Consider the following 26,194-nt stretch of genomic DNA (forward strand, 5'->3'; position numbering starts at 1 on the left):
TTTTTTTATTGATAATCACACAAATCACGAAAACCTAAGCGATGAAAAACCTAGTATCAGTTTTTTTACATTTTGTTATCTTATTAAATATTCAAACAGCATTTGGGCAATATGATATTATTTTAGAAGCATATATATTAGATACAGAAAATAAAAATGCAATTCCTTACGTGAACGTTGGTTTTGTTGATAAGAGCATTGGAACAGTAACTGATGAATGGGGTAAATTTTATTTGCGATTTGATGAAAATTTAATCGGGAGTAGTGATTTATTCAAAATTTCAAGTACAGGATATGAGTCTCTTTTGTTGACTAGAGAAGAACTTTTTGATACATTGGAAAATACTAAGACCTTATTTCTCAAACCAACGAGAGTTAATTCAATAGGAAAGAAGAATTTAATAAATATTACTAAAAGGGATATTATAGGATATCCTTATTCAACAGACCAGTCGATATATTGGAATAATAAAAAGGCTTTGGGTTCTGAAATTGCTTCTTTAGTTCGGATAAGAAAAAAAAATACGGTCTTACATAACCTTAGGTTTCAAATTCTAGAAAATACTTCAGATAGCTTAATGATTAGGGTTAATCTATATAGTAACAACAACAAGAAACCTGGAAAAAGCTTGCTAAGCGATAATATTTTTCATACAGTCTCAAAAAAAAGAGGTGAGGAAGTAATAGATCTTTCGGCTTATAGTCTTGCATTAGAGGATGATTTTATCATTAGCTTAGAACTTGTTCAGGTGTATGGTGATGAGTGGAATTTTGCTATTAAGGCGAACGATGTAAGCCCCTCGTTTCTTAGGCAAGTAAGTCAAGATAAATGGGAAAAAACTGAAAATCTAGGAGTTGATTTTGAGATGGAAGTATCTGTACCTATGGCGTCTCAAGATCTTATTTCCTTTAAGAAACCTGATCGTGTTGTTCTATATTGGGATATATCATTATCTATGCAGGATAGAAATCTTGAAAAAGAATTTGATTTTCTGAAAAGATTTTTTTTGAAAATTGGAGAATCAGAAGTAGATGTCGTCACATTCTCTGATAGAATAATTGAAACAAAGACATTTTCTGTAATAGACGGAGAAAATGAAGAAATATTTGAAATGCTTGGTACACTGAATTATAACGGAGCAAGTAACTTTTCCAGTTTATTTAATGAGACGAAAAAGCCCGATCAATATCTTGTTTTTACTGATGGTATCGATACCTATGGTAAACATAAATATTGCTATGATACACCTGTATTTTACATTAATAGTAAGTGGAATGCTTCACATACTAAACTATTGAAAGGAAGTTATTACAGTAATGGCGACTATTTGGATCTGTATAAAATTTCTAGTTTTGATGCATTAGGTAATAAAGATAATCAATCAGAATTCCTTTTATCTGATTATAAAGAACATTCCAAGTCATTGACTAAAATTAATGTGTTTTCCGACAGTATTCCACTACAGGGTTGCGTAATAACAGTTAAAGGTACATTAAAAGAAGCTGTTTCAGATTCTTCAGGCAGTTCTTATCTAAAAGTTGAAGAAGGTGAAATACTTATTTTCCGACATTTTGCTATGAAAAAGAAAGAACTTGTGTACAAGGGTGCAAATACTTTACGCGTTAATCTTGATCCCAAATACGAAAAACTTAATGAAGTAACCCTAAACCTTAAAAAGAAAAGTAGGGCAGAAGAAATTGTTAACCTGGGAATGAAGAAGGCCAATAAAAGTAATTTAGGCTTCACTACCTACTCCAAAAATCGAAAGGATTTCCCTCCTGGGGCAATAACATTATTCGAATTAATAAACGGTCAGTTTCCTGGTGTGAGAGCATACTTAGACAATGATGGTGACGTAGTCATAACTGCAAGAGGGAGAAATTCAATAAATTTTAACAATTCTGTGCTTTTTGTGGTAGATAGAGTTTTACAATTGGGATATCCTAATCATCTAAATGCATCACAGATCGAAAGTATTAGTTTAATTCCTGGAATTAGAGGTTCGATATTATATGGTCCTTACGGTAAGAATGGTGTTTTTGTTATCGAAACAATAGGGAGTGTTAATTCTGAAAATACCAATAGAGTTTATAAAGATACTTTACTCGTTCAAGATAATGATTACAGTGAAAATATTTTGTTATTAGATGCAAATAATAACATGCCTGAGTACCTTAGAACATTACATAGTTCTTCAAACGAAGAGGAGGCAGTACGGCAGTATTATAAGTTAAGAAAAGATCATGAAAATCAGATCCCTTTCTATGTACATAGTGCATTATATTTTAAAAGATGGAACCAAGTTTTTTCAGAACAGATTATATCTAATATTGCAGAAATAGCAGTTAATAATTTTAGTGCTCTGCGAACGTTGGCATTTTTTCTTGAGGAGGGTGGTAATATAAGAGAGGCAAAAATCGTTTACGAAAGTATACTAGATGTAAAACCAGATTATGTACAATCATACTTAGACCTTGCAAATATCTATAAAAAAAATAAGGAATATGTAAAAGCTTTCGATCTTTACAAAAGGATTCTTGATAGATTTAAAGACAATGATATTTATACAGAAGTACGAAAACAAACGGAAAACGAACTTAGACACTTACTTACTTTTAACCGAACTTTTGTGAACTATTCTGACGTGCCTAAAGAGTTTTTGTCTATAAAAGGAGTTCCTGTTAGATTAGTATTTGATTGGAATAACATAAATGCTGAATTTGAACTGCAGTTCGTTACTCCAGATAAGAAATATAGAACATGGACCCATGGGGCAGATCAGAATTTAGAATTACTAGAAAACGAAATTCAACAAGGAATAATTTCTAAAGAATTTATAATCGATGATTCATTCTCTGGTGAGTGGTTAATAAACATTAAATCTTTAGGGGAGTCATCTTTACTAAATCCTTCTTTTATGAAATATACTGTTTATAGAAATTTTGGATTAGCAAATGAAACTGAAAAAGTAAAATTCATCAAATTATACAATCAGAAAAATAAAGTTACCTTGGAAAAAATAAAATTGTAGTTTATAAAAAATAAATGTCACGTTTATTTATATGTCTATTGTTTTTTGTTTATAAGGAAATATTCAATTATGTATGTACTCAATTTTTATAACTTTAAGTAATGAATGTGCCGCAAGATCTCAAAATCAATCTGAATAGAATAAGGTAAACTTTTTGTTCTGTAATTTAAAATTTAGATTAATGAAAAAGAGACATGTAAAATTAATACTGCATCGTGTTGGATATTAGGATACTGTTTTTAGTTGTACCATTTGGTTATTTCATGCCTTTATTGATATTTTGGTAAGGAAATCTCTTGGAATCCCAATGAAAGATTTTGGGTGGTTAATTTCTGTTTCCTATCTTTCCTATCTCTAACAAAAAACAACAACATGATCAAAAAAATGCTTATCATAGTTTGTCTTTCGATGGTTTTTATAGCCTGTAAAAATGAGACAACTTCAAAGGAATCTACTGCTTCAATAAATGATGTAAGTGCTAAGTTTAATGAAATGTTGGATAACTACTATGAAGAGAGCCTTCAACTTAATCCTCTGCAAGCAACATTTACTGGGGATAATCGGTTCAATGACCAGTTTCCTAATCCGCTGGCATATGAAACGGTGACCAAAGTCAAAGCACATTTCACTAAATACAAAGAAGAACTTGAAAAATTTGATGAGGCATCACTTTCTGAAAGTGAACAAATGACCAAAGCAATTTTAAAATGGGAATGCGATATCAATTTGGAAGGGTTTAATTACAAATCAGAGTATTTTCCAATCGATCAAATGTGGTCTGTTAACTTAATGATGGGGCAATTAGCGAGTGGAGCAAGTGCACAACCTTTTAAAACTGTTGAGGATTATGATAACTGGCTTAACAGATTAGATGGATATATTGCATGGATGGCTTCAGCTGGTGAAAAAATGAAAGAAGGAATGGAAGCAGGATATGTACTTCCCAAAGCTCTAATTGTAAAAGTATTACCACAACTAAAAGCGTTAACAGTCAAAAATCCAGAAGAACATCTATTTTACAGCCCTGTAAAGAATTTTCCAGATAGTTTTTCTGAAGAAGATAAAAAACAACTTACAGAGAAGTATACCAAAATAGTAACTGAGCGTATTATTCCTGCTTATGAAACATTACACGAATTTATGAGTACAGAATATCTGGATGCGGGTAGAACCACATCTGGTATTGCAGACATTCCAAACGGAAAGGATTTTTACAACTATCAGATAAAGTTGTACACCACCACTAATATGACTGCCAATGAAATTCATGAACTAGGGTTGTCTGAGGTAGCACGAATTGCTGAAGAAATGGAAAAAATAAAAGAGCAAGTAGGTTATAAAGGTGATCTTAAATCGTTTTTTGATGATGTGCGTAACAAAAAGGAACTCATGCCTTTTACAGAGCCTCAACAGGTGATCGATAACTTTAATGCGATTCATGATCGCATGAAACCACAGATCGAAAAACTGTTTGATAAAAAGCCCAAAACTCCGTTCGAAGTTCGTCGAACTGAAGCTTTTCGTGAGAAATCTGCTAGTGCAGAGTATAATCCAGGATCTCTTGATGGTACACGTCCGGGTATTTTTTACACTCCAATTCCTGAGGTAACAAAATATAATACATATAGTGATGAGTCCTTATTTTTACATGAAGCAATCCCAGGACATCACTACCAAATCTCTCTCACGCAAGAAAGCGAAGAGTTACCAAAATTCAGAAAAACATTATGGTACAGTGGTTATGGCGAAGGTTGGGCGTTATATAGTGAATCCTTAGGTAAAGAACTTGGATTATACACCGATCCCTATCAATATTTTGGGATGTTAGGTGCAGAAATGCATCGTGCAATTCGTTTGGTTGTTGATACAGGACTACATGCCAAAGGTTGGACAAGAGAACAAGCAATACAATATTCACTGGATAATGAAGCAGAATCAGAGGCAGGAATTACATCTGAGATTGAACGTTATATGGCCAACCCAGGTCAGGCACTGTCCTATAAGATCGGACAATTGAAAATAAGAGAACTTCGTGCCAAAGCCGAAACAGCATTAGGTGATGTCTTTGATATTAGAGAGTTTCATAACCAAGTGTTAGAAACTGGTTGTGTGCCTTTGGCATTACTAGAAGATAAAATCGATAACTGGATTACTGCGAGTAAGTAGTTTTTCTTACACAAGAGCTTAAACCTCACAGATTTTAAATATCTGTGAGGTTTTGTCGTTTTTATTGGTCTCAAAATAGGATGGAAACCCTGTAATTTCATGATGGTGTTTTAGTGGTGTGAAAAAATCTATTACTCAATTTTAGTCTTTAGTTAAAAGTTGTGTTATCGATTATCGATTAATGAATCAAAAAGCAATTTATTGCGTATCAAAACCTCTGCATACAACGTGTAGAGTGGCTTTTGTTTTTAAATTTCAGACAGACATTATCAAATTTAACAAAGGAGTTTTAAGAATAAGATTGTTTTTATTAATATAAACCAAATCATTACCTAAAATTTTATAATCATGAAAAAACATATTTGTGTCTTAATGCTTCTTTTTATTGCTACATTACCAATACTTAGTTCTTGTTCTTCAGATGATGACAGCGCTGGTAATCAAAATTCTGTAAAGCTAGATGGTCAGCCTTTTTCAATCGTAAATCCTATAATGGCAGGGGTATCTATAAACGGAACAGGGCACATAGGCGCGTCGTTGTTCAATCAAAATGGCTCTGTAGCTAATGTTTTAACTATAGATTTTGAATATTTTGCAGATCAGGCTATTGAAGGAGATTATGCATATCCTGAAACTGAGGGGGTTAAAAAGCTAACCTCGATAACCAATTATACAGAGTTTGTTATTAACGGTAATACCACAGAAACTAAATCTTTTACCATAAGTAAAGGAACTTTTGCGCTACAGGATAATGGAGAAGATAACTACACCCTTACCATGGATTTGATACTTACAAACTCACAGGAAGAACGTAGAGTTTTTAAGGGAACATACACCGGAGATTTTATGGTTCAAATTAATAACGGCACGTTATAAAACCGGAAGTATAGTTCTGTACTGAATACCCGCAAATAGATGTACCTTTATGTAATAATTTTTCAGACTTTTTTCTTTACAAACATCCAAGGATGACCTCCAAGGCGGTTCAAGCGGATTAAGGATAAGTTAGGAAATGGTTTGAAAATACTTCGAAGCAATATTCTGCCTATTATGGTAACTAGCAAACCTTTTTGAGTCTAAAAAAACTACTAATTTTAAAAAACTAGAAACTAGTTCGAATACATAAATAATCTCCCAAAAAGTGTTTGCGATTTTTACGAGGGTGGTTAGGTATGGGGGAGGCGTAATAAAGGATTAAGGAGATTCAGAACTTTATGAATAAATGGTCAGGAATATAAGAGGCCGCCTGAAAATTTTTTAGACGGCCTCTGTAAATAGAACTGTACAAAATGACGATTATGTTACAGCTGTCTTGTTTCGACAAACCTATGATAAATAATCATGCCATGACAAGGGGAAATTCTCCCTTTTTATCAGGGGAATTTTCAGGAATAATCGATAGCTAAAACCTGATTCCAATACGATGTGAGGGCTTGAAGTTTTTTTATATTAAGAAAACCTTAACGAGTATAAAATTCATATATTCCTATTTTAGGCCTCGCAAACACAAAATAACTCAACTTATCATGCAAAAAATCATTTTTTTTCTAGTAGCGACATTATTATTTGTTTCTTGTCAAGAACCTCTAGCAGTAGACCTGGTAGTTATTAATGCTAATGTGTATACTGTGGATGATACAGTCTCTAAAGCATCAGCTTTTGCTATTAAAGATGGTAAGTTCGTTGCAGTGGGAAGCACCGATGAAGTTCTTAAAAATCATAAGGCTACAGATACTGTGGATGCAGCAGGAAGAGCTATCGTACCTGGGTTGATCGATGCCCATTGTCATTTCTATGGTTTGGGACTACAACAACAAAAGGTAGATCTTGTTGGTACAAAAAGTTATGACGAAGTGCTGGATCGTATTGTTGCATTTCAGAAAGAGAAAAATGTAAGCTTTATCACAGGTCGTGGTTGGGATCAAAATGATTGGGAAGTTAAAGAGTTTCCTACTAAGGAAAAACTGGATAGTCTATTTCCTGATATACCTGTGGCAGTTCGTAGAGTAGATGGACATGCTTTGCTTGTAAATCAGAAAGCCTTGGATATGGCAAAAATAACAACAGATACAAAAGTAGAAGGAGGTGAGATCATTAAAAAGAATGGAAAACTCACCGGGGTGTTGGTCGATAATCCAATGGGACTTGTAGGGGCAGTAATTCCTGAACCCACAATTTATGAGCAGGTGCAGGCGTTAAAGGATGCTGAGAAGATTAATTTTAGCTACGGGTTAACTACAGTGGATGATGCAGGGCTAAGTCCACAAGTGATTACTGTAGTTGATAGTTTACAGAAAAAAGGAGAGTTAAAGATAAGAATGTATGCCATGGTGAGCAATGTACCAGAGTATGTGGATTATTATTTGGAAAATGGCGTGCATAAAACTGATAAATTGAATGTTTCTTCTTTTAAAGTATATGCTGATGGGGCACTTGGATCAAGAGGAGCTGCACTAAAACAACCATATTCTGATCAAGAAAATCATTTTGGGGCTATGGTAATTGGGAATGATGAATTTAAGGCCTTGGCAAAGCGATTGGCAGCTTCTCCATTTCAGATGAATACTCATGCCATCGGTGACTCTGCCAATGCAGTGGTAATGAAAACTTACTATGATGTGCTTAAAGATAAATCTGATAGAAGATGGCGCGTAGAACACGCACAAGTAGTAGCTCCAGAAGAGTTTGAAATTCTTAATGATAATCTGGTGATGAGTGTACAGCCTACACATGCAACTAGTGATATGTATTGGGCAGATGAACGATTAGGAGAAGAGCGCATCAAAGGAGCGTATGCCTATAAAACATTATTAGAAAAAACAGGTAAAATCGCTTTAGGAACCGACTATCCAGTAGAACATGTAAGTCCGTTTTATACTTTTTATGCTGCGGTGGCAAGAAAAGATTTAAAACAATATCCCGAAGGAGGTTTTCAAAAGGAAAATGCACTAACGCGAGAAGAAACACTAAAAGGAATGACAATATGGGCTGCCTATAGCAATTTTGAAGAGACAGAAAAGGGAAGTATTACTGCAGGAAAATTTGCTGACTTTGTAATTCTCGAAGAAAATATTATGGAAATTGAAGAGGACAAAATCCCTATGATAAAAGTAAATGCAACGTATTTAAATGGTGAAAAAGTGTATTAGGGTTATAATTTTGGATCAAAATTGTGAAGATTTTATAACTCGGGAATTATTTACCCCCATTGGCTTGCAGATCGGCGATGCATAACGCATCAAGTTGGGGGACTTCGCTCATACCCATAATACTACTGGTAAATTGTATCGAAGCTTCCATCAAACATCCAGATACGTTGCAGTGGTTGTTTTCTTCACCTTGATCATTAACTGACTCGTGTGGAGATTGTAAGGGAGTACCGAGATCCACTAATCCCATAAGGTGAGAAAATTCGTGATTTAAGGTTGCTGTTTCAATAGTGCTTAATGAAGGCGCTCTAGGACTAGAGTTGCCAAATCTACGTAGTGTTCCTTCATAAATCACCATAGAAGTGTTTTTGTAAGCAGATCCTAAAGTAACTTGTTCTCCCGAGTCATCTTCATTGCTACCATCAGCAAAATATACGTAGACCGCAATATCATCTCCGGCATTAAATAATGTACGTGTATTATTCTCTATTTCCCTGATTTCATCGGTATTAAATGGTGCGTTATTAGAGGATGAAATACTGCGTTGAATGATATTTATGCCGTCTGGTTTGTTTAATCGATCTTCCAAAAATGTCCTAAAATTTTCTACAGCTACTGGGGTAGGCTCAAAACCTTGCACAGCAACCATTTCGATCGTTATACTCTTAAAATTAGTATCGCTCAAAAGATTATTGGGAGTATTTCCACTTCCCAAAGGTAGGTTATTAGCTGCTCGATCAGGATTTCCATTAATAGGGGAATCATCGTCATCAGAACATCCAACAAGAAAAAATGAAGAAATCAGAAGATAACCTAAGAACTTTGTTATTTGCACGAGATTTATTTTTTAAATAGGTATTGATCAGTAAATAAACGAATTTCCAAAATACCAGTTTTTAAGTTTAACATGATTTTTAGAATAGAATTCTAGGCACAAACATTGTACCAGTAATTTAAAAACTATGTAGCCAATGTAATTCTAGCTAAATAATCATTGTTTTTTCCCTCAAACACCAATTCACATAAGAAATCATGGTTATTAGAGGCACTCTGTAGTGTATTATAGTCTATATATAACCAATTAAACCAATCTGATTCTTGCCCTTTATATTTTAGTTTATATTGCATTTCTCCGTAATATCCAGCGTTAGCATCCACCCAAAAGCCTCCATCATCATCTGTAAATAGATATGAAATGTTTGATGAATCCATAAGAATTTGCCCTCCCGGATTTAAAAGTGTCTTAAGGTGCATAAAAAAATGATCAATGTTTTCAAGTTTGCCAATAATTCCACTTCCATTCATTAAAAATAACAATGTGTCGTATGTTTCATTTTTTTGGTCATAGAAATCTTGAACAAATGCATGCTGTACACCTCTTTCTTTAGCAATAAAAATTGCTCCTTCAGAAATATCTATGGCTGTAACCTCAAGATTTTTTTTGTTTTGAAGAAATAAACTATGGCTTCCAGAGCCACAACCTACATCTAGCACCTTACCTCGAGAAAGGTCCAGTGCTTGTTGTTCTAGTTTTGGCATTTCGTTGTAAGATCTAAAAAGATAAGGTATGGGTATAATATCATCATCAAAATCTGGAGCTTGTACGACAATATCTTCAGAATAATTTTGATTATAAAAGTCTTTTAATGCTTCTCCAAAAATATCTTTGCTCATAATACTATTTCCTAACGCGTAACTCGTAATTTTGTGACCATGCAAGAATTTATAGATCAATTACCGCAGCTGGCCAAAGATAAACATAACGAAAATAAAAAGTTCTTTGCCAGGCTTAAAAAAAAGCCACCAAAGAACCTGGATCATATCATGCAAGAATTACATGAAGAGGAGTTTGAGCAAACAGACTGCTTGCATTGTGCAAATTGTTGCAAAACAACAGGGCCTTTATTTACAGATAAGGATGTAGAACGTATTGCAAAATATTTTAAAATGAAGCCGGTTAAGTTTGAGGAAGAATACTTAAGAATGGACGAAGATGGAGATTTAGTTTTGCAACAAACACCTTGTATTTTTCTTGGTGCCGATAATTACTGTTCAATCTATGAAGTGAGACCAAAAGCTTGTCGTGAATTTCCTCACACAGATCGTAAAAAGTTTCAACAAATATCAAATCTTACCTTGAAAAACGTAGCTATTTGCCCGGCAGCATATAACATAGTTGAAAAAATGAAGGTTACGATTAAATAACTAGAATTTTTGATATTAATTGTAAATCAAATATTTTTTCCTCTTTTCTTTATATGCTCTTAGATCAGCAGTCCAGGATTTCTTAATTTCAGTAGCACTAAGGCCAGCAATAATTTGCTGCTGTAGCGTTTTCGTGCCGGCATGTAATGTAAACGATTTCGTATTAAAGAATTGTTCTTTGTCTTTAGAATTCTTGTATGCGTTGATTAACCATTCTAGATTTATTCTGTTCAATCGGGTGGTATTTCTTAGGTCATTTCCATAACATACTTCACCTTGATGTTTAGGGTATTTAGCTCCAAAATTTGGTTTAGGAATATAGGCATAGTCATATTTTTCCAAAGCAAGATTTGGTGAACCGAAGACTTGAAATTGGGTTTCTGTTCCCCTACCTGCATTAATGGTAGTGCCTTCAAAAAAACCAAGGCTGGGATACAAATTAATAGCCTTATCATTAGGTAAATTAGGAGAAGGCCGAATGGGTAAACTATAGAATGTCTCGTGTGTATAATTTTTGACTGGTACAATGGTTATTTCACATTGTAAGCCCTCACCAAGCCATCCCTCGCCATTAACCATTTTGGCATATTCTCCAACAGTCATTCCATGTACAAGAGGAATAGGATGCATTCCTAAAAAACTAGTATGCTCTGGCTCCATGGTGGGGCCATCGATATAATGTGCATTTGGATTTGGCCGATCTAATATGAGAACCGGAATATTATTTTCTGCACAGGCTTGCATTACATAATGAAGCGTAGATATATAGGTGTAGAATCGAACACCGACATCCTGAATATCAAAAATGACGATGTCAATATCTGTAAGTGACTCTTTTGAAGGCTTTTTGTCCTTTCCGTATAGTGAAAAAACAGGAACTCCTGTTTTAATATCTTTACCATCAGCTACCAATTCTCCGGCATCTGCTTTTCCTCTAAACCCGTGTTCTGGCGCAAAAACTTTTTTAATATTTATATTTCGTGCTAGTAATGAATCTACCACATGTGTGTACCGTTCAAATTGGAGTGATTGCATTCCTGCTTTACTTTCTGCAAATGAAGAAGAATTTGGATATTTAAAAATTACTGAAGTTTGGTTTCCTACTATAGCTACATTCTTACCTACTAATAATGATAAGTATTCTTCTGTTTGATTAGCACCTACAATAACGGGTTGCACTAAAATTGTAGTATTTTTTTCTTCCTTTTCATTAGACATCGTATCCTGAACTGCAATAGAAGTAGTTTGCGAAGATATTTTTATGTTACTTCCACAAGAAATAAGAAGGGTGCAAAAGAATAAAAATGTATTTTTGAACCTGTCAGCCAAATAGGTAGATGCATTTCTAATAAAAACCATAAGTAAGCTTGAATTTCGAGTATTTTATCGCTAAACGCCTTATCAAAGGTAAGGAACATAAAAGTAGCATTTCAACTCCGATTACAAAAATTGCGATTTCTGCCATTGCAATTGGAATGATTATGATGCTTATTACTGTTGCTACAGGGATAGGTTTACAACAAAAAATTCGAGAAAAAGTTGCGGCCTTTAATGGGCACGTGATTATTACTAGTTTTGATAATAATAGTAGTGTAGAGTCTTTAATTCCAATAAATACAGATCAAAATTTTTATCCAGAACTTCCTGAAGTTGATGGTATTGTGCATATGCAAGCCGTGGCGACCAAAATGGGATTGATACGAACAGCAACTGATTTTGACGGGATAGTAGTAAAAGGAGTAGATAATGATTACAATTGGGATTATTTTAAAGAATATCTTGTGGAAGGCAGACTTCCAAATTTCGGCGAAAAATTGAATAACGAGATCCTGATATCTTCTTATATATCCGGTCGATTAGGACTTGAAATAGGAGATAAGGCGATAACATATTTTCTTAAGAAGAATGCAAAATCAAACGCACAACCTTTCATAAGAGCGTTTGAGATTGTGGGAATTTATAATTCGGGATTTCAAGAGTTTGATGAAACCTATCTTTTTGCAGATATACGCCATGTACAAAGAATGAATAAGTGGAAAGCCGACGAGGTAGGTAATTTTGAAGTTTTTATCGATGATTTTGAAAAAATAGACGAAAAGGGACAGGAGATTTACGAAAATATTCCTTCTACCTTAGACAGTCAAACCATTACATTGAAGTATGCTACCATTTTTGAATGGTTGAAACTTTTTGACCTTAACATTATCGGTATCATAGGAATCATCATTTTGGTGGCTGGTATTAATATGATAACAGCTCTATTGGTATTGATTTTAGAGAAAACTCCTATGATCGGAATATTAAAGGCATTAGGAACATCAGACTGGAGTATTAGAAAAGTATTTTTATATAACGCTGCCTATCTCATATTGATAGGTTTGTTTTGGGGTAATCTCATAGGTATTGGTTTACTGTTTATACAGGATCGTTATGGAGTAGTAGGCCTCAATCCAGAGACGTATTATGTGAGTACTGCTCCGGTATATATAAATGCAGGGTACATTGTGTTACTCAATTTGGGCACGATGTTATTGTGCCTAATGATGTTATTGATTCCTTCATATATTGTTTCAAAAATATCTCCGACAAAATCTATTCGTTTTCAGTAGTTCTTTATTATTGTTCAAAAATTGTCAATAGACAATCTAGATCGTATCTTTGCAGCGCAAAAATATCCTTAATAGGATTCTTAAAATTACAAGAGTGGAATACGCTGAAAATATACTAGAAACCATTGGCAATACCCCTTTGGTGAAAATGAATGCTTTGGTCAAAGATGTGGATGCTTTGGTATTGGCTAAATACGAAACTTTTAACCCTGGTAATTCTGTAAAGGACCGTATGGCTTTAAAAATGATTGAAGATGCTGAAGCCGATGGTCGATTAAAACCCGGAGGAACGATTATTGAAGGAACTTCAGGAAATACCGGTATGGGGTTAGCTTTAGTAGCAATCGTAAAAGGATATAAGCTGGTTTGTGTAATGGCCGATAAGCAATCCAAAGAGAAGATGGATATTCTTCGTGCCGTAGGAGCCAAAGTAATGGTATGTCCGACCAATGTAGAACCCGATGATCCTAGGTCTTATTATTCAGTTTCTAAAAGATTAGCAGAAGAAACACCAAACTCTTGGTATGTAAATCAATATGATAATCCATCAAATGCTATAGCACATTATCAAAGTACTGGACCAGAAATATGGGAACAAACCAATGGTAAGGTTACTCATTTTATTGTTGGCGTAGGTACTGGTGGTACGATATCCGGAGTCGGTAAATACCTAAAAGAAAAAAATCCAAATATTAAAGTCTGGGGTATAGATACTTATGGTTCAGTATTTAAAAAGTATCATGAAACAGGGATTTTTGACGAAAACGAGATTTACTCATATATAACCGAAGGGATAGGAGAAGATATTCTTCCCAAGAATGTAGATTTTTCGGTTATAGATGGTTTTACCAAAGTAACCGATAAAGACGCTGCTATTTATACTCAGAAATTAGCTAAAGAAGAAGGAATGTTTTTGGGAAATAGTGCTGGAGCGGCGATAAAAGGGCTCTTACAATTAAAGGAGCATTTCACCAAAGATGATGTGGTGGTAGTTTTGTATCATGATCATGGTAGTCGCTATGTAGGTAAAATGTTTAATGACGATTGGATGCGTGAACGAGGTTTTCTTGAAGAAGAAGTATTTACAGCCGTAGATTTAGTTAAAGATCATGCAGATAAACCATTAGTTACGGTAAAAACTGAAGAATTAGTTTCTCATGCTATAGAGCGCATGCGCAAATTTCAGATATCTCAAATTCCTGTTAGAGATAGTGATGGATTTGTGGGTTCTGTAGATGAAAGTGCTTTGTTTAAAGCCTTTATGGAAGATAAAAATATGGATAGTACGCCCATTAAAGAGGTGATGAAAGATCCTTTTCCAATAGTAGATGCTAAAACCTCATTAGACGATATTTCTCAACTCATAAAAAATGGCAACCCAGCTGTTTTGGTGGATCTTGGAAATGATAAGCATCATATTATTACAAAATACGATGTGATTAGTCATATAAAATAAATTAGTATATTTAAATCATAAATGCCTATCCCCTGTGTTAGTTTTAGGAACTAATAAAGGGGATATTTATATAATTAGGTACAGGTTTACGCAACTTTATGGGGTAGTGTTTATCTATAATAAATAGAGAAACTTGTAAAATGAGGGGGCTATGTACAAATATTCGTTTGATTTTTCTGATATTGATAACCTAAGGAATTATTTTAGATCTCAATTGGATCCTAATAGTTCTTCAGACCGTATTTATTTTCCTCCAGAGATAGGAGAAGGATATTTATCATATTATCAAATATCTCCTGAAGTTTTTCTTTTGGTGAATAATTATAAAGCCAACGCAGATATAGAATATATTCGAAGACCTATCAGCGAAAAGGATATTATCCTTCACTTTAGGAAATATGCGCTCAATCATCAGTTTGAAAAAGATCAAATTATAAGCACATACTCAGATAGTTACACTCCAGGCAATATGAGATGTATGGATGCTCAGCAAGGAGAGCAGGTTTTTATTACTAAAGGTGCCGAGGTAAAATCTACCATGATTGTTCTAAAGAGTACTTATACAGAACCATATTTTATGAAGAGTAGTGATATGGCAGAAAAAATTGACTGTTATATTCGCTATTCTCATCAACATATTAATAAGTTTTATCTCTCTTATAAACAATCCAATCTTTTTGATCAAATTGTAGAGCCGTATGGTGATACCGTAGAGAATTATTTGTATTATGTAGCTAGAGGTATACGGCTTTTAGAAACTTTTTGGAAAGATGTTTTGAAATGGGAAACAGAAAGTAATCCCTTTAATGTTAATAGTGCCCAGGTAGGTAATATATATAAGGTAAGTGATTATCTTAAGGGAAATCTTCATGAACCTTTTATAGGAGTAGATCAGTTGGCTACCATGGCGCATATGAGTCGCACAAATTTTTTTAATATGTTTAAAGAAATTCATAATCAAACTCCGTTAGAGTTTTTTAATAATAAAAAACTCGAAAGTTCTTATAACATGATATTTAGTGATGGATTATCCATAAAAGAAGTTATGGATATTCTTAATTACTCTAATTCTTCAAAGTTTAAAAAAGCGTTTTTTAATAAGTTCGATATTTATCCAGATATTAATCTATAAAAATAAAGATGGCTGTCAAAAAATGACAACCATCTATAACCTAACACAAACTCAACTTAGTTTAGGGTTTTGTAATCTTTATGTCGTTTTGAATATAATTTTCCCGTTATATGCTATGGCAAAGTAAAGAAATGATATTATTGTAAAGGTTTCCATTAATACATAAAATGTTACCAATAGTACATTTCTGGTAATAATTAACTTGACTTTAAGAAAATCTAAGCCAAAATGAAATGTCTTCAGAAAGGTTTTCTAATATTTTTGGACTTAATCATTTTCTCAAGGATGCGGACTGGTTATAGATAATGAGATAAAGTTCAAGATTAGGTTTAAGAGTGACTTTTAATTCAAGTTCTCATTAGTAGGGGATTCAATATTATAATTAGAATAATTTTAGTAATTTCACAGTAATTTAGAGTCGCTACTACATTTGTCTTGATCCTGCCCAAAATGTGAATAGCAAATTCTATTGATTTACCAAGTTCTTTGGTAAGTAATGAGAATAGTAAGCTATACATAAACAAATGAATGAAGATTTTCTCCAATACCTTTGGAAATACAAAAAGTTTAAATTATCCAACCTAAAAACCACACAACAACAAGAAATTATTCTTCAGAATGTGGGGATTCATAATACTAAAAACTCTGGCCCCGATTTTTTTAATGCGCTTATGACTATTGATGATCAAAAATGGGCAGGTAATGTTGAGGTGCATTATAGATCTAGTGATTGGTATGTACATAATCATGAAATTGATTGTACTTATGAGAACGTTATTCTACATGTAGTTTGGGAGGATGATATGTCAATTTACAGAAAGGACAATACTTCAATCCCGACCTTACAATTAAAAGATTATGTTAGCAAGAACCTTTTGGTACAATATCATAAGCTGTTCAAATTAACTAATAAAAAATGGATACCATGTGAAAAACAATTATCTCAAGTACCACGTTTTATAGTTGATAATTGGCAAGAGCGACTATTTTTAGAACGATTAGAACAAAAATCAATGTTGATTACATCTTTTTTAAGAGATTCTGCAAATGATTGGGAGGCTGTGCTTTTTAAATTATTAGCCAAAAATTTTGGACTTCAAGTTAACGGAGAAGCTTTTTTGAGTTTGGCGAATTCATTAGATTTTTCGATTATTCGAAAATGTAGTAATGAACTGTGTCAATTAGAAGCGCTTTTTTTCGGCCAAGCAGGACTACTAGACGATGTTATAGAAGTTGAATATTTTAAAAAGCTTAAAAACGAATACAATTTTTTAAAGAATAAATTTCGTTTAAATACTAATGGAATTATACCAGTACAGTTTTTTAGATTACGACCTGCAAATTTTCCAACCATCAGATTGACGCAACTTGCAGCATTGTATTTTAAGAATAAAACACTATTTAGGGACATCATAAGTATTAATACTGTAGAAGAAATATACGAGCTTTTTGAGATCGATATCAATAGTTTTTGGAATAATCATTACACCTTTAATAAGCAATCAAAACATAGAAAAAAAGTTCTGACCAAACCATTTATTGATCTCATTTTGATAAATACTATAATTCCCTTTAAATTTATATATGCTCGGGATCACGGTAAAAATCCTGAAGAAGAAGTTTTTAAGTTAATATGCAACTTACCTCATGAGAAGAATAGTATTATTGATAGTTTTGCTGCTTTAAATGTTCAGATAGATAATGCAATGCACTCACAAGCAATGGTACAGCTAAAGAAGTATTATTGTGACCAAAAAGCTTGCTTGCGATGTGCTGTTGGGAATTATTTATTGAATCGAGATCGAAATTTAGGATAATATAATTATTTTGCGGTATGCTATACAATTTAAGACATTTTTTAGAGCGAAATGGGTTTTATGTGTCCTCTAGGGTAGCCGATAGATTGGGAATGAGAGCCAAAAATGTTCGGCTTTTCTTTATTTATTTAACCTTTGCAACAGCTGGTTTGGGATTCGTAATATACTTGAACATGGCATTTTGGCTAAAAATAAAGGACCTTGTGTATACAAAACGAACCTCTGTATTTGACTTATGATAAAGATGTATAATTGGGGAAGACCGAAAGTTTATATTGCTTTAATTTTATTGGTTACTGTAATTACAATTGGCGTATTCGGCTTTCGTTTTTTGTCTGATTATTCATGGGTTGATGCTCTTTACATGACGGTAATTACCATGACCACAGTGGGTTTTGAAGAGGTTCAACCCTTAGATGATAATGGTAAATTATTTACTGTATTTTTAATTTCTACGAGTGTGGCAATTTTTGCCTATTCGGTATCTGTGATTACCGAATATATAGTGAGTAAAAATGATCCTAAAAGAGTTCAATATCGAAAAATGCAAAAAATGATACATCAACTTGAAAATCATATCATTATTGTTGGTTACGGTCGCAATGGTAAACAAGCTGCAGCAAAACTTATGGCTTACGATAAGCCATTTATTGTTGTCGAAAATGATAACGAAGTTATTGATAGATACCAAAATGATAACATCTTATTCTTAAAGGGGAATGCAACAGAGGACGCCGTGCTGATAGAAGCAGGGTTAAAAAGTGCTGCATGTTTAATTTGCACATTGCCCGAAGATGCAGACAATTTGTTTATTGTGTTATCTGCAAGACAAATCAATAAAGATCTCAAAATTATTAGTCGGGCCTCTCAAGATGCTTCCTATAAGAAAATACGATTGGCAGGTGCAGACAACGTGATTATGCCAGATAGAATTGGCGGGGATCACATGGCTTCTCTTGTAGTAGTCCCGGATTTAATAGAATTTTTAGACAACCTTTCTATTGTTGGTAAAAGATCGATTAACATAGAAGAAGTTTCGTTCGAAGATATGTTTGATGATACAAAAGAGCGAACTATTCGTACCATTGATATGAGATCAAAAACGGGTTGCACTATTATAGGATACAAATCTCCTGAAGGTGAATATATTGTAAATCCTGAAGCGGATACCTTATTAAGTCCTGGATCAAAGATAGTTGTATTAGGTCGACCTGAGCAGGTTAATCGCTTGAATCGAGAGTTTAATATTTAACAATTACTGAACATTTAACTCTTTAAAAATTGTACACCACCGTTTTTTTTAGCATCTTGCCTGCTTCTTAAAAACAAAATTTAAATTAACTCACACAATTATGAAGAGAATTCTTCTTTCGATTTTAGTATTTACAATTCCTTTATTAACATTTGCACAAGAGACTACAGAACAAGGTCTCGACCAAAAAATAGACGAAGCTTTCAAGCCAGTTTCAGACTTTTTCTCTAATGTCATCTTTTTTGAAGTTTTTAGTGGAGCACCTTTCGTAATTATACTATTGGTTATGAGTGCTTTGTTTTTTACAATATATTTTGGTTTTCCAAATATTAGATATTTCGGAAAGGCTATTAATGTTGTTAGGGGAAAATATGATGATGTAGAAGGACATGGGATAGAAGGAAAAGCAGAAGTTAGTATCGTAGAAGGAGATATAAGAGATACGATTAGAGATGAATCTAAAGAAGGAGAGGTATCGCATTTTCAAGCATTGGCAACGGCAGTTTCTGGTACAGTTGGTAATGGAAATATTGCCGGTGTTGCATTAGCTATTGCTCTTGGAGGACCAGGAGCAACATTTTGGATGATAGTTTGTGGTTTACTGGGAATGTCTACAAAATTTGTAGAATGTACCCTTGGTGTACAATATAGAGATGTTGGTGAAGATGGTACGGTATATGGTGGTCCAATGTATTATCTTAGTAAAGGGCTAAAAGAAAAAGGCTTTGTTTGGGTAGGTAAAATTACTGCCGTTCTGTTTGCAGTTTTTTGTATCGGGGGATCATTTGGAGGAGGAAATGCAGCGCAGTCCAATCAAGCTACCATTGTTTTAAAAGAAATGTTTGGATTACAAAGCACCGGAGCAGGTTTTTGGATCGGAATAATATTGGCAATTCTAGTTGGGATAATAATTATAGGAGGGATAAAGCGTATCGCTTCGGTGACCGAAAAGGTAGTTCCATTTATGGCAGTAATGTATGTGCTTGCCTGTATTTACATAATATTTAGTAATTTTTCATTTGTAGACGATGCTATAGGCATGATTGTGAGCGAGGCCTTTAATCCCAAAGCAATCGGAGTAGGAGGATTGATTGGTGTTTTACTCGTTGGTTTCAAGAGAGCAGCATTCTCTAATGAAGCCGGTGCTGGTTCTGCATCTATTGCGCATTCTGCTGTGAAAACCAAATATTCTGCAAGCGAAGGATTAGTAGCATTGTTAGAGCCATTTATTGATACAGTATTGATTTGTACAATGACTGCGTTGGTAATTATCATCTTCAATTCCGGAGGTGCATTTGAATACGGTGGAGATGGAACAGGAGTTGTTTTTATTGATGGTATGCCCTATGAAGGTGCAGGGATTACTCAAATGGCTTTTGCAGAGTATATTCCTTTTTCTGACATATTTCTTACCATAGCCGTTGTTCTTTTTGCAGTGTCAACAATGATCTCATGGTCATATTATGGATTACAGTCTTGGAAATTTTTATTCGGTAGAGGAAAAACAGCTGATTTAGTATATAAGTTTTTATTTCTAACATTCGTAATAATTGGTGCGGCTGCAAGTATGAATTCTATATGGGCTTTTTCTGATGCAATGATTTTTGCAATGGTCTTCCCAAATATGGTGGGTCTGTTTTTCTTATTCCCAGTAGTTAAGAAACAATTGTCACGCTATTTTATCGCTATAAAGGCGTCAAGAAAATAATATTATTCGAGTGATGAACACTATTAAATCCCATTTTGAAATGCACTTACGTTTCAGGAATGGGATTTTTCTTTTAGTATTGGTGTTATTATCGAGCATATTAATATTCGTTTTTTATCCATATTCCAAGGAGACTCCACATAATCTAGTGGAGCTTACAGAATTTCAAAATCAAATAGATTCTTTAAAAAGAATTGCAGCCATTGAAAAAGAGGAGGTCAAATTAAAACTTTTTAACCCTAATTTTATCTCTGATCATAAAGGGTATCAATTAGGGCTTTCTGTAGAAGAATTAGATCGATTGATTGCTTTCAGGAATGAGGGTAAATGGATTAATTCTGTTTCAGATTTTAAAAAGGTTACCAAAGTTTCAGATTCTCTTTTAGAAGTAATTTCACCTCTTTTTAAATTCCCCGAATGGGTAAAAAATAAAAGTGTTATTAAGAAAGATTTAAAGAAAAAGTATATGGTAAAATCATACGATCAAAAAGAAGACCTTAATGAAATAACTTTAGAATTACTTCGCAAAGAACTAAATGTACCCGATTTTGTTGCAGAAAAAATAATAAAATATAGAAATGAAATAGGTGGTTTCATAAGTGATATTCAACTTAAAGATATATCGGTACTGTATGAAAATCAAAGAAAAAAAATACTATCTCGATGTACTGTTAAAACTCCTAGAGAAGTAAAGAAAGTAAATATCAATAAAGCATCTGTAAAAGAATTGTTAGAGGTTCCTTATTTTGACTTTGAAATAGCACTTGAAATTAAAGATTTAGTAGAAAATAGCGGCAGTATCTCTAATTTTGATGAATTAGGAAAAATCAACGGTTTTTCTTTAGAAAAAATAGATAGAATAGCTTTATATTTGACATTAAAATAAAAATCGGAAAAAATTGCTGTGAATTCTGACAAATCCTTAAATAATGATGTAACATTATTAAGGCTTATATTCATTTTGGAGAGTATTTGTTATGATACGCAGTAATATGCTAACTAAAAATAGTAGAAGTTACCATATGAACAGCATGTATTTTACAGAAGAGCACGAATTATTTAGACAGAGTCTTAAAGATTTTCTTAAAAAAGAAGTTACCCCTTTTATAGAAGAGTGGGAAAAATCGGGAACTATTGATCGATTTATCTGGGAGAAGTTTGGTGAGATGGGATACTTTGGAATCGCTTATCCAGAAGAATATGGGGGCTTAGATTTGGATCTATTTTATACGGTAATTCTGTTGGAGGAACTACAGAAAATCAATTCGGGTGGTTTCGCCGCCGCTATATGGGCTCATGCTTACCTTGCTATGACTCATATTAATAAAGAAGGAGATCATAGAATTAAAGAAGAATATTTAACTCCAAGTATTTCAGGTCAAAAAATAGGATGTCTTGCGATAACAGAGCCATTTGGAGGGTCTGATGTTGCCGGAATGCGAACAACTGCCATTAAAAAAGAAGATCATTATGTAATCAATGGATCTAAAACATTTATTACCAACGGAGTCTATAGCGATTATCTTGTAGTTGCTGCGAAAACAAATCCAGAGCTTGGGAATAAAGGTATTAGTATCTTCGTGATCGATCGTGATACCCCAGGAGTAAGTGCAACAAAGCTAGAAAAATTAGGTTGGAAGGCTTCAGATACTGGCGAAATAGCTTTTGATAATGTAAAAGTTCCTTTACATAATCTTATGGCTGAAGAGAACAAAGGGTTTTCTTACATCATGCAGCATTTTGCTTTAGAACGTTTAATAATGGGAGTAAATGCACATGCCAGAGCAGAATTTGCTTTAGATTACGTAATACAATATATGTCTGAAAGAGAAGCTTTTGGTAGAACTATTGATAAATTTCAGGCACTAAGGCATACTGTGGCAGACATGGCTAGCGAGGTAGAAATGTGCAAAGAATTTAACTATTCGATTACAAAGAGACTCAATGATGGTCAATATGTAGTTAAAGAGGCAAGCATGTCGAAGTTGCTTTCGACAAAAATGGCAGACGAGGTTATATATAAATGTCTACAACTTCTTGGTGGATATGGTTATATGGAAGAGTATCCACTGGCTAGATTATTCAGAGATAGTAGATTGGGTCCTATTGGAGGAGGTACTTCAGAAATTTTGAGAGAAATCATCGCTAAAATGGTTATTGACAAGAAAGAATACAAACCAGCTACTTAAATTGTATTTTTTAGTGAAAGATAAGTCAAGGAAGGAGCATTTTTGTTTCTTCCTTTTCTATTTTAATTATTTCTACTAGTATTAATTAGTTGTTTTTGTGCTTTTGTTAACACGAAATCGTTTTCGTAATAATTCAAACGATTTCGGTAGAAGTTTAATTTTTAATTTGATAGAAAATTAACACAAACACTAACTAATTATGAAAATTCACAAGTTTTTTTATGGATTCATCGCTACAACGTTTTTGTTCATTAGCTGTAGTAAGGATGAAGTTTTGGATTCTGTAGAGACAGATCCAGCAGAGATTCAAGGGGCAGTCTCATCAAAAGCCCTAAAGCCTATAGGTTCGGGCGTCATGATGCAGGCATTTTATTGGGATGTTCCTGCTGGTGGTACCTGGTGGAATGTTATAAAAGGGAAGGTAGATGATTGGAGTAATGCAGGTGTAGATGCAATTTGGCTGCCGCCTGTAAGCAAAGCTCAGAATGGCGCATTTTCTATGGGGTATGATCCGTTTGATTATTATGATTTTGGAGAGTATAACCAAATGGGGAGTACAGAAACCAGATTTGGTTCCAGATCAGAATTAGAGAGTCTTATTGCTACCGCTCATAACAATAGGCTAAGTGTAATTGCAGATATTGTAATAAATCATAATAGCGGGGGTGACTTAGAATCGAATATTTTTACTAATTCAGATACTTATACAGATTATAATCCATTATCTGGTTTGTTCGATAGAACCCAGTATGATTTCCATCCAAATGATTATCATAATAACGATTGGGGTGTTTTTGGCGGTTTTGCAGATATGTGTCATCATAAATCATATGTGCAAGATTGGTTATGGAAAAAATCTAATTCTGTAGGTAAATATTATAAAAACACCATGGGCTTTGATGGATGGAGATTTGATTATGTCAAAGGATTTGAACCTTGGGTAGTAAGAGAATGGAAAAATAATGTCGGAGGGTTCTCGGTTGGAGAGTACTGGGATGGAAATGTAAATACCTTAGACTGGTGGACCAGTGAAGCTCAAATGTCTGCTTTTGATTTTGCTTGTTACTACAAAATGAGAGATGCTTTTATGGGTAATAATCTTAATGCACTTAGTGGGGACATGCTTTGGAAAAGAAATGCCTCAAGAGCTGTCACATTTGTAGCTAATCATGATACCGATGAAATCATCAATAACAAAATATTGGCTTATGCTTATATTTTAACTCATGAAGGATATCCCGCCCTATTCTATAGCGACTACGAGGATTGGTTAGATAAGAATAAATTAAACAACCTTATTTGGATACATAACAATCTTGCCGGAGGTAGCACAACAAATCTTTGGACAGATAATGATGAGTACATTGCCAAAAGAAATGGAGGCGGAGGGAAGAATGGTTTAATAGTGTATATCAACAATTCTAACTCCTGGAAAGAGAGATGGGTAGAAACCAATTGGTCAAGCCAAAGAATTAAAGATTTTACCGGAAGCTCAAGTTGGGAACCCATCACCCAAGGAGGTCGATGGGTAAAGATTCAAGCGCCACCAAAAGGATATTCCGTCTGGTCTTTGAAATAAAATTAAAAAAGACTTTGCAGATAATAGTATTGTATTATCTTTGCATTCTAATTTTTAAAGAAAGGAGGTACCACTATGTTAATTATACCAGTTAAAGACGGAGAAAATATAGATAGAGCGTTAAAACGTTTTAAGCGTAAATTCGATAGAACAGGAACGATGCGTCAGCTTCGTAAACGTCAAGCATTTACAAAACCTTCTGTAGAGCGTAGAGCTCAAGTTCAAAAAGCGCAGTATATCCAGCACTTAAGAGATCAGGAAGAGATTTAAAAAGTTAAAAGCGTAAGTTTGTATCTTTTCGAAAAGAAAAGGCTTCGTTTTTCAGTATAAATTGAACCGTTAGGATAACAAAGTTTTATACTTTTGTTATTCTAACGGTTTCTTTATGTATATTTCTAAGTTCATAGATTATTTACTTTTCGAAAAAAAATATTCTACACATACTATTACTGCTTACAAATCCGATCTGGAATCCTTTTCAGAGTTTTATAAAGAAGAATATGAGGTTGCTAGCGTGTCAAAGGCAAATTATCAGCAAATACGATCCTGGATCGTATTTCTTGTTGATACAGGGATCTCTAATCGAACGATTAATAGAAAAGTTTCTTCTCTTAAAACATATTATAAATTCTTGCTTAAAACCGGAGAGATAACGAGTAATCCATTGGCTAAACATCATGCTTTAAAAGCTCCTAAAAAACTTCAAATACCTTTTTCTGTCAATGAGGTAGAAGAGGTGCTCGACAGTTTAAGTGATCAAAAAGATTTTGAAAGTGTTCGAGACAGATTGATTGTAGAACTTTTTTATGCAACAGGAATAAGAAGAACAGAATTAGTTAATTTAAGAGTTTCTGATATTGATATTGGAGCTGGACAGATCAAAGTATTGGGTAAGCGGAATAAAGAAAGATATTTGCCGCTTCTCTCTACAGTATGCAATACACTCAAATCGTATTTAGAGTTAAGGTCAGATGTACAAGTAAATCAAAATGAGGCTTTTTTGCTGCTCACTAAAAAAGGAGTTAAAATATATGAAACGCTTGTATATCGAATCATAAATAGTTATTTTAGTGAGGCATCTTCAAAGGTGAAGAAGAGTCCGCATATTTTACGACATTCTTTTGCGACTCATTTACTCAACGAAGGAGCAAATTTGAATGCTGTAAAAGAGTTACTTGGTCATTCCAGTTTGGCGGCTACCCAGGTGTATACCCATCATAGTGTTGCGCAGCTAACAAAAGTTTACAAACAATCTCACCCAAGGAATAAAAAGTAATGGTTAGGTTTTGCTTACCGATCTTTTAGGCTTAAAATATTTGTCAAACCAATTAAACCAACACCTATGAAAGTGAACTTGCAATCCGTTAATTTTAATGTAGATCAAAAATTGGTGAATTTTACTCAAGCAAAATTGGATAAGCTAGAAAACCATTTTAATCGTATTATTCATGCAGACGTATTCTTAAAAGTTATGAATACAAGTGGTAAAGAAAATAAAATTACCGAAATTTTATTAAGCGTACCTGGAGACGAGTTTATGACCAAGAAAATTAATAAAACATTTGAAGAAGGTGTGGATGAGTGTGTTAGTTCTTTGGAAAGGCAGTTGAAAAAACGGAAAGAAAAATTAAATGCACATGTTTGACTATTTTTTTGAGAAATAGTTTTGTGCAAAAAATAAATTATTATACATTTGCAGTCCGTTAGAAATAGCGGACTTTTTTATGTTCTAAAACATGGTGAAAAGCCGATATAGCTCAGCTGGCTAGAGCAGCTGATTTGTAATCAGCAGGTCGTGGGTTCGAGTCCCTCTATCGGCTCTTGAAATTTTGAAAAATGTATCAGGAAAGTAGGTGTTTTTATATTATGAAATCATCTATTTTGAGAGGATGAGAAGTTT

At 33.8% G+C, this 26,194-nt stretch carries 21 protein-coding genes and 1 tRNA gene; 19 read left to right on the plus strand and 3 right to left on the minus strand.

What is annotated here, in order from left to right; all coding sequences use genetic code 11:
• The first annotated feature begins 41 nt into the window (after positions 1-41).
• From ACFSJT_RS09450 to ACFSJT_RS09465, 4 genes are all read left to right on the plus strand, one after another.
• The gene (locus tag ACFSJT_RS09450; protein ID WP_378320017.1) at positions 42-3,032 is read left to right on the plus strand and encodes a hypothetical protein; all 2,991 of its coding nucleotides are present in this window, start codon (positions 42-44) and stop codon (positions 3,030-3,032) included.
• 372 nt (positions 3,033-3,404) lie between these two features.
• Positions 3,405-5,198 (plus strand): DUF885 domain-containing protein, encoded by a 1,794-nt coding sequence (locus ACFSJT_RS09455; protein ID WP_378320018.1) that lies wholly within the window; start codon positions 3,405-3,407, stop codon positions 5,196-5,198.
• A 348-nt stretch (positions 5,199-5,546) separates the two neighbouring features.
• Positions 5,547-6,074 carry a hypothetical protein gene (locus tag ACFSJT_RS09460; protein ID WP_378320019.1) on the plus strand — a complete coding sequence of 176 codons (528 nt, stop codon included), beginning with the start codon at positions 5,547-5,549 and terminating at the stop codon, positions 6,072-6,074.
• Positions 6,075-6,724: 650 nt separating this feature from the next.
• Positions 6,725-8,347 (plus strand): amidohydrolase, encoded by a 1,623-nt coding sequence (locus ACFSJT_RS09465; protein WP_378320020.1) that lies wholly within the window; start codon positions 6,725-6,727, stop codon positions 8,345-8,347.
• Between the two features lie 46 nt (positions 8,348-8,393).
• On the opposite strand, the gene ACFSJT_RS09470 is transcribed toward ACFSJT_RS09465, so the two are convergent.
• Entirely contained in the window at positions 8,394-9,182 is a 789-nt protein-coding gene (locus ACFSJT_RS09470; protein WP_378320021.1) for a hypothetical protein, read from the minus strand.
• Between the two features lie 125 nt (positions 9,183-9,307).
• On the minus strand, positions 9,308-10,021 hold the full coding sequence (locus tag ACFSJT_RS09475) for a class I SAM-dependent methyltransferase (RefSeq protein ID WP_378320022.1): 714 nt from the start codon (positions 10,019-10,021) through the stop codon (positions 9,308-9,310).
• A 39-nt stretch (positions 10,022-10,060) separates the two neighbouring features.
• Here ACFSJT_RS09475 and ACFSJT_RS09480 point away from each other — a divergent pair, with 39 nt between their 5' ends.
• Positions 10,061-10,552, plus strand: a complete 492-nt coding sequence (locus ACFSJT_RS09480; protein ID WP_378320023.1) for a YkgJ family cysteine cluster protein — start codon at positions 10,061-10,063, stop codon at positions 10,550-10,552.
• 15 nt (positions 10,553-10,567) lie between these two features.
• Here the strand turns inward: ACFSJT_RS09480 and ACFSJT_RS09485 are convergent, their stop codons facing one another.
• The gene (locus tag ACFSJT_RS09485; protein WP_378320024.1) at positions 10,568-11,911 is read right to left on the minus strand and encodes an exo-beta-N-acetylmuramidase NamZ family protein; all 1,344 of its coding nucleotides are present in this window, start codon (positions 11,909-11,911) and stop codon (positions 10,568-10,570) included.
• An 8-nt stretch (positions 11,912-11,919) separates the two neighbouring features.
• Here ACFSJT_RS09485 and ACFSJT_RS09490 point away from each other — a divergent pair, with 8 nt between their 5' ends.
• The 14 genes from ACFSJT_RS09490 (at position 11,920) to ACFSJT_RS09555 (ending at position 26,114) form a co-directional block, all read left to right on the plus strand.
• Entirely contained in the window at positions 11,920-13,161 is a 1,242-nt protein-coding gene (locus tag ACFSJT_RS09490; RefSeq protein WP_378320025.1) for an ABC transporter permease, read from the plus strand.
• A gap of 94 nt (positions 13,162-13,255) precedes the next feature.
• On the plus strand, positions 13,256-14,617 hold the full coding sequence (locus tag ACFSJT_RS09495; protein WP_378320026.1) for a pyridoxal-phosphate dependent enzyme: 1,362 nt from the start codon (positions 13,256-13,258) through the stop codon (positions 14,615-14,617).
• A 151-nt stretch (positions 14,618-14,768) separates the two neighbouring features.
• Positions 14,769-15,749, plus strand: coding sequence for a helix-turn-helix domain-containing protein (locus ACFSJT_RS09500; RefSeq protein WP_378320027.1), 981 nt, complete (start codon positions 14,769-14,771; stop codon positions 15,747-15,749).
• 524 nt (positions 15,750-16,273) lie between these two features.
• Entirely contained in the window at positions 16,274-17,566 is a 1,293-nt protein-coding gene (locus ACFSJT_RS09505; protein WP_378320028.1) for a DUF2851 family protein, read from the plus strand.
• 17 nt (positions 17,567-17,583) lie between these two features.
• Positions 17,584-17,805, plus strand: coding sequence for a PspC domain-containing protein (locus tag ACFSJT_RS09510; RefSeq protein ID WP_378320029.1), 222 nt, complete (start codon positions 17,584-17,586; stop codon positions 17,803-17,805).
• Entirely contained in the window at positions 17,802-18,818 is a 1,017-nt protein-coding gene (locus ACFSJT_RS09515; RefSeq protein WP_378320030.1) for a potassium channel family protein, read from the plus strand. Before ACFSJT_RS09510 ends, ACFSJT_RS09515 begins: the two co-directional genes overlap by 4 nt.
• Before the next feature lie 100 nt (positions 18,819-18,918).
• On the plus strand, positions 18,919-20,526 hold the full coding sequence (locus ACFSJT_RS09520; protein WP_378320031.1) for an alanine/glycine:cation symporter family protein: 1,608 nt from the start codon (positions 18,919-18,921) through the stop codon (positions 20,524-20,526).
• Positions 20,527-20,539: 13 nt separating this feature from the next.
• Positions 20,540-21,412: a helix-hairpin-helix domain-containing protein gene (locus ACFSJT_RS09525; protein WP_378320032.1), complete on the plus strand. Its 873-nt coding sequence runs from the start codon at positions 20,540-20,542 to the stop codon at positions 21,410-21,412.
• Positions 21,413-21,548: 136 nt separating this feature from the next.
• Positions 21,549-22,715, plus strand: a complete 1,167-nt coding sequence (locus ACFSJT_RS09530) for an acyl-CoA dehydrogenase family protein (RefSeq protein ID WP_378320033.1) — start codon at positions 21,549-21,551, stop codon at positions 22,713-22,715.
• A gap of 199 nt (positions 22,716-22,914) precedes the next feature.
• Complete coding sequence (locus ACFSJT_RS09535) at positions 22,915-24,294, plus strand: alpha-amylase (protein ID WP_378320034.1); 1,380 nt, start codon at positions 22,915-22,917, stop codon at positions 24,292-24,294.
• Between the two features lie 75 nt (positions 24,295-24,369).
• Entirely contained in the window at positions 24,370-24,564 is a 195-nt protein-coding gene (gene rpsU, locus ACFSJT_RS09540) for a 30S ribosomal protein S21 (protein ID WP_025743950.1), read from the plus strand.
• A 115-nt stretch (positions 24,565-24,679) separates the two neighbouring features.
• Positions 24,680-25,570: a tyrosine-type recombinase/integrase gene (locus ACFSJT_RS09545; RefSeq protein WP_378320035.1), complete on the plus strand. Its 891-nt coding sequence runs from the start codon at positions 24,680-24,682 to the stop codon at positions 25,568-25,570.
• A gap of 66 nt (positions 25,571-25,636) precedes the next feature.
• Entirely contained in the window at positions 25,637-25,939 is a 303-nt protein-coding gene (hpf, locus tag ACFSJT_RS09550) for a ribosome hibernation-promoting factor, HPF/YfiA family (protein WP_378320036.1), read from the plus strand.
• A 101-nt stretch (positions 25,940-26,040) separates the two neighbouring features.
• Positions 26,041-26,114 (plus strand) — tRNA-Thr (locus ACFSJT_RS09555).
• Positions 26,115-26,194: the final 80 nt, after the last annotated feature.

It is taken from the genome of Aquimarina celericrescens (assembly GCF_042682765.1).
Classification (GTDB): Bacteria; Bacteroidota; Bacteroidia; order Flavobacteriales; family Flavobacteriaceae; genus Aquimarina; species Aquimarina celericrescens.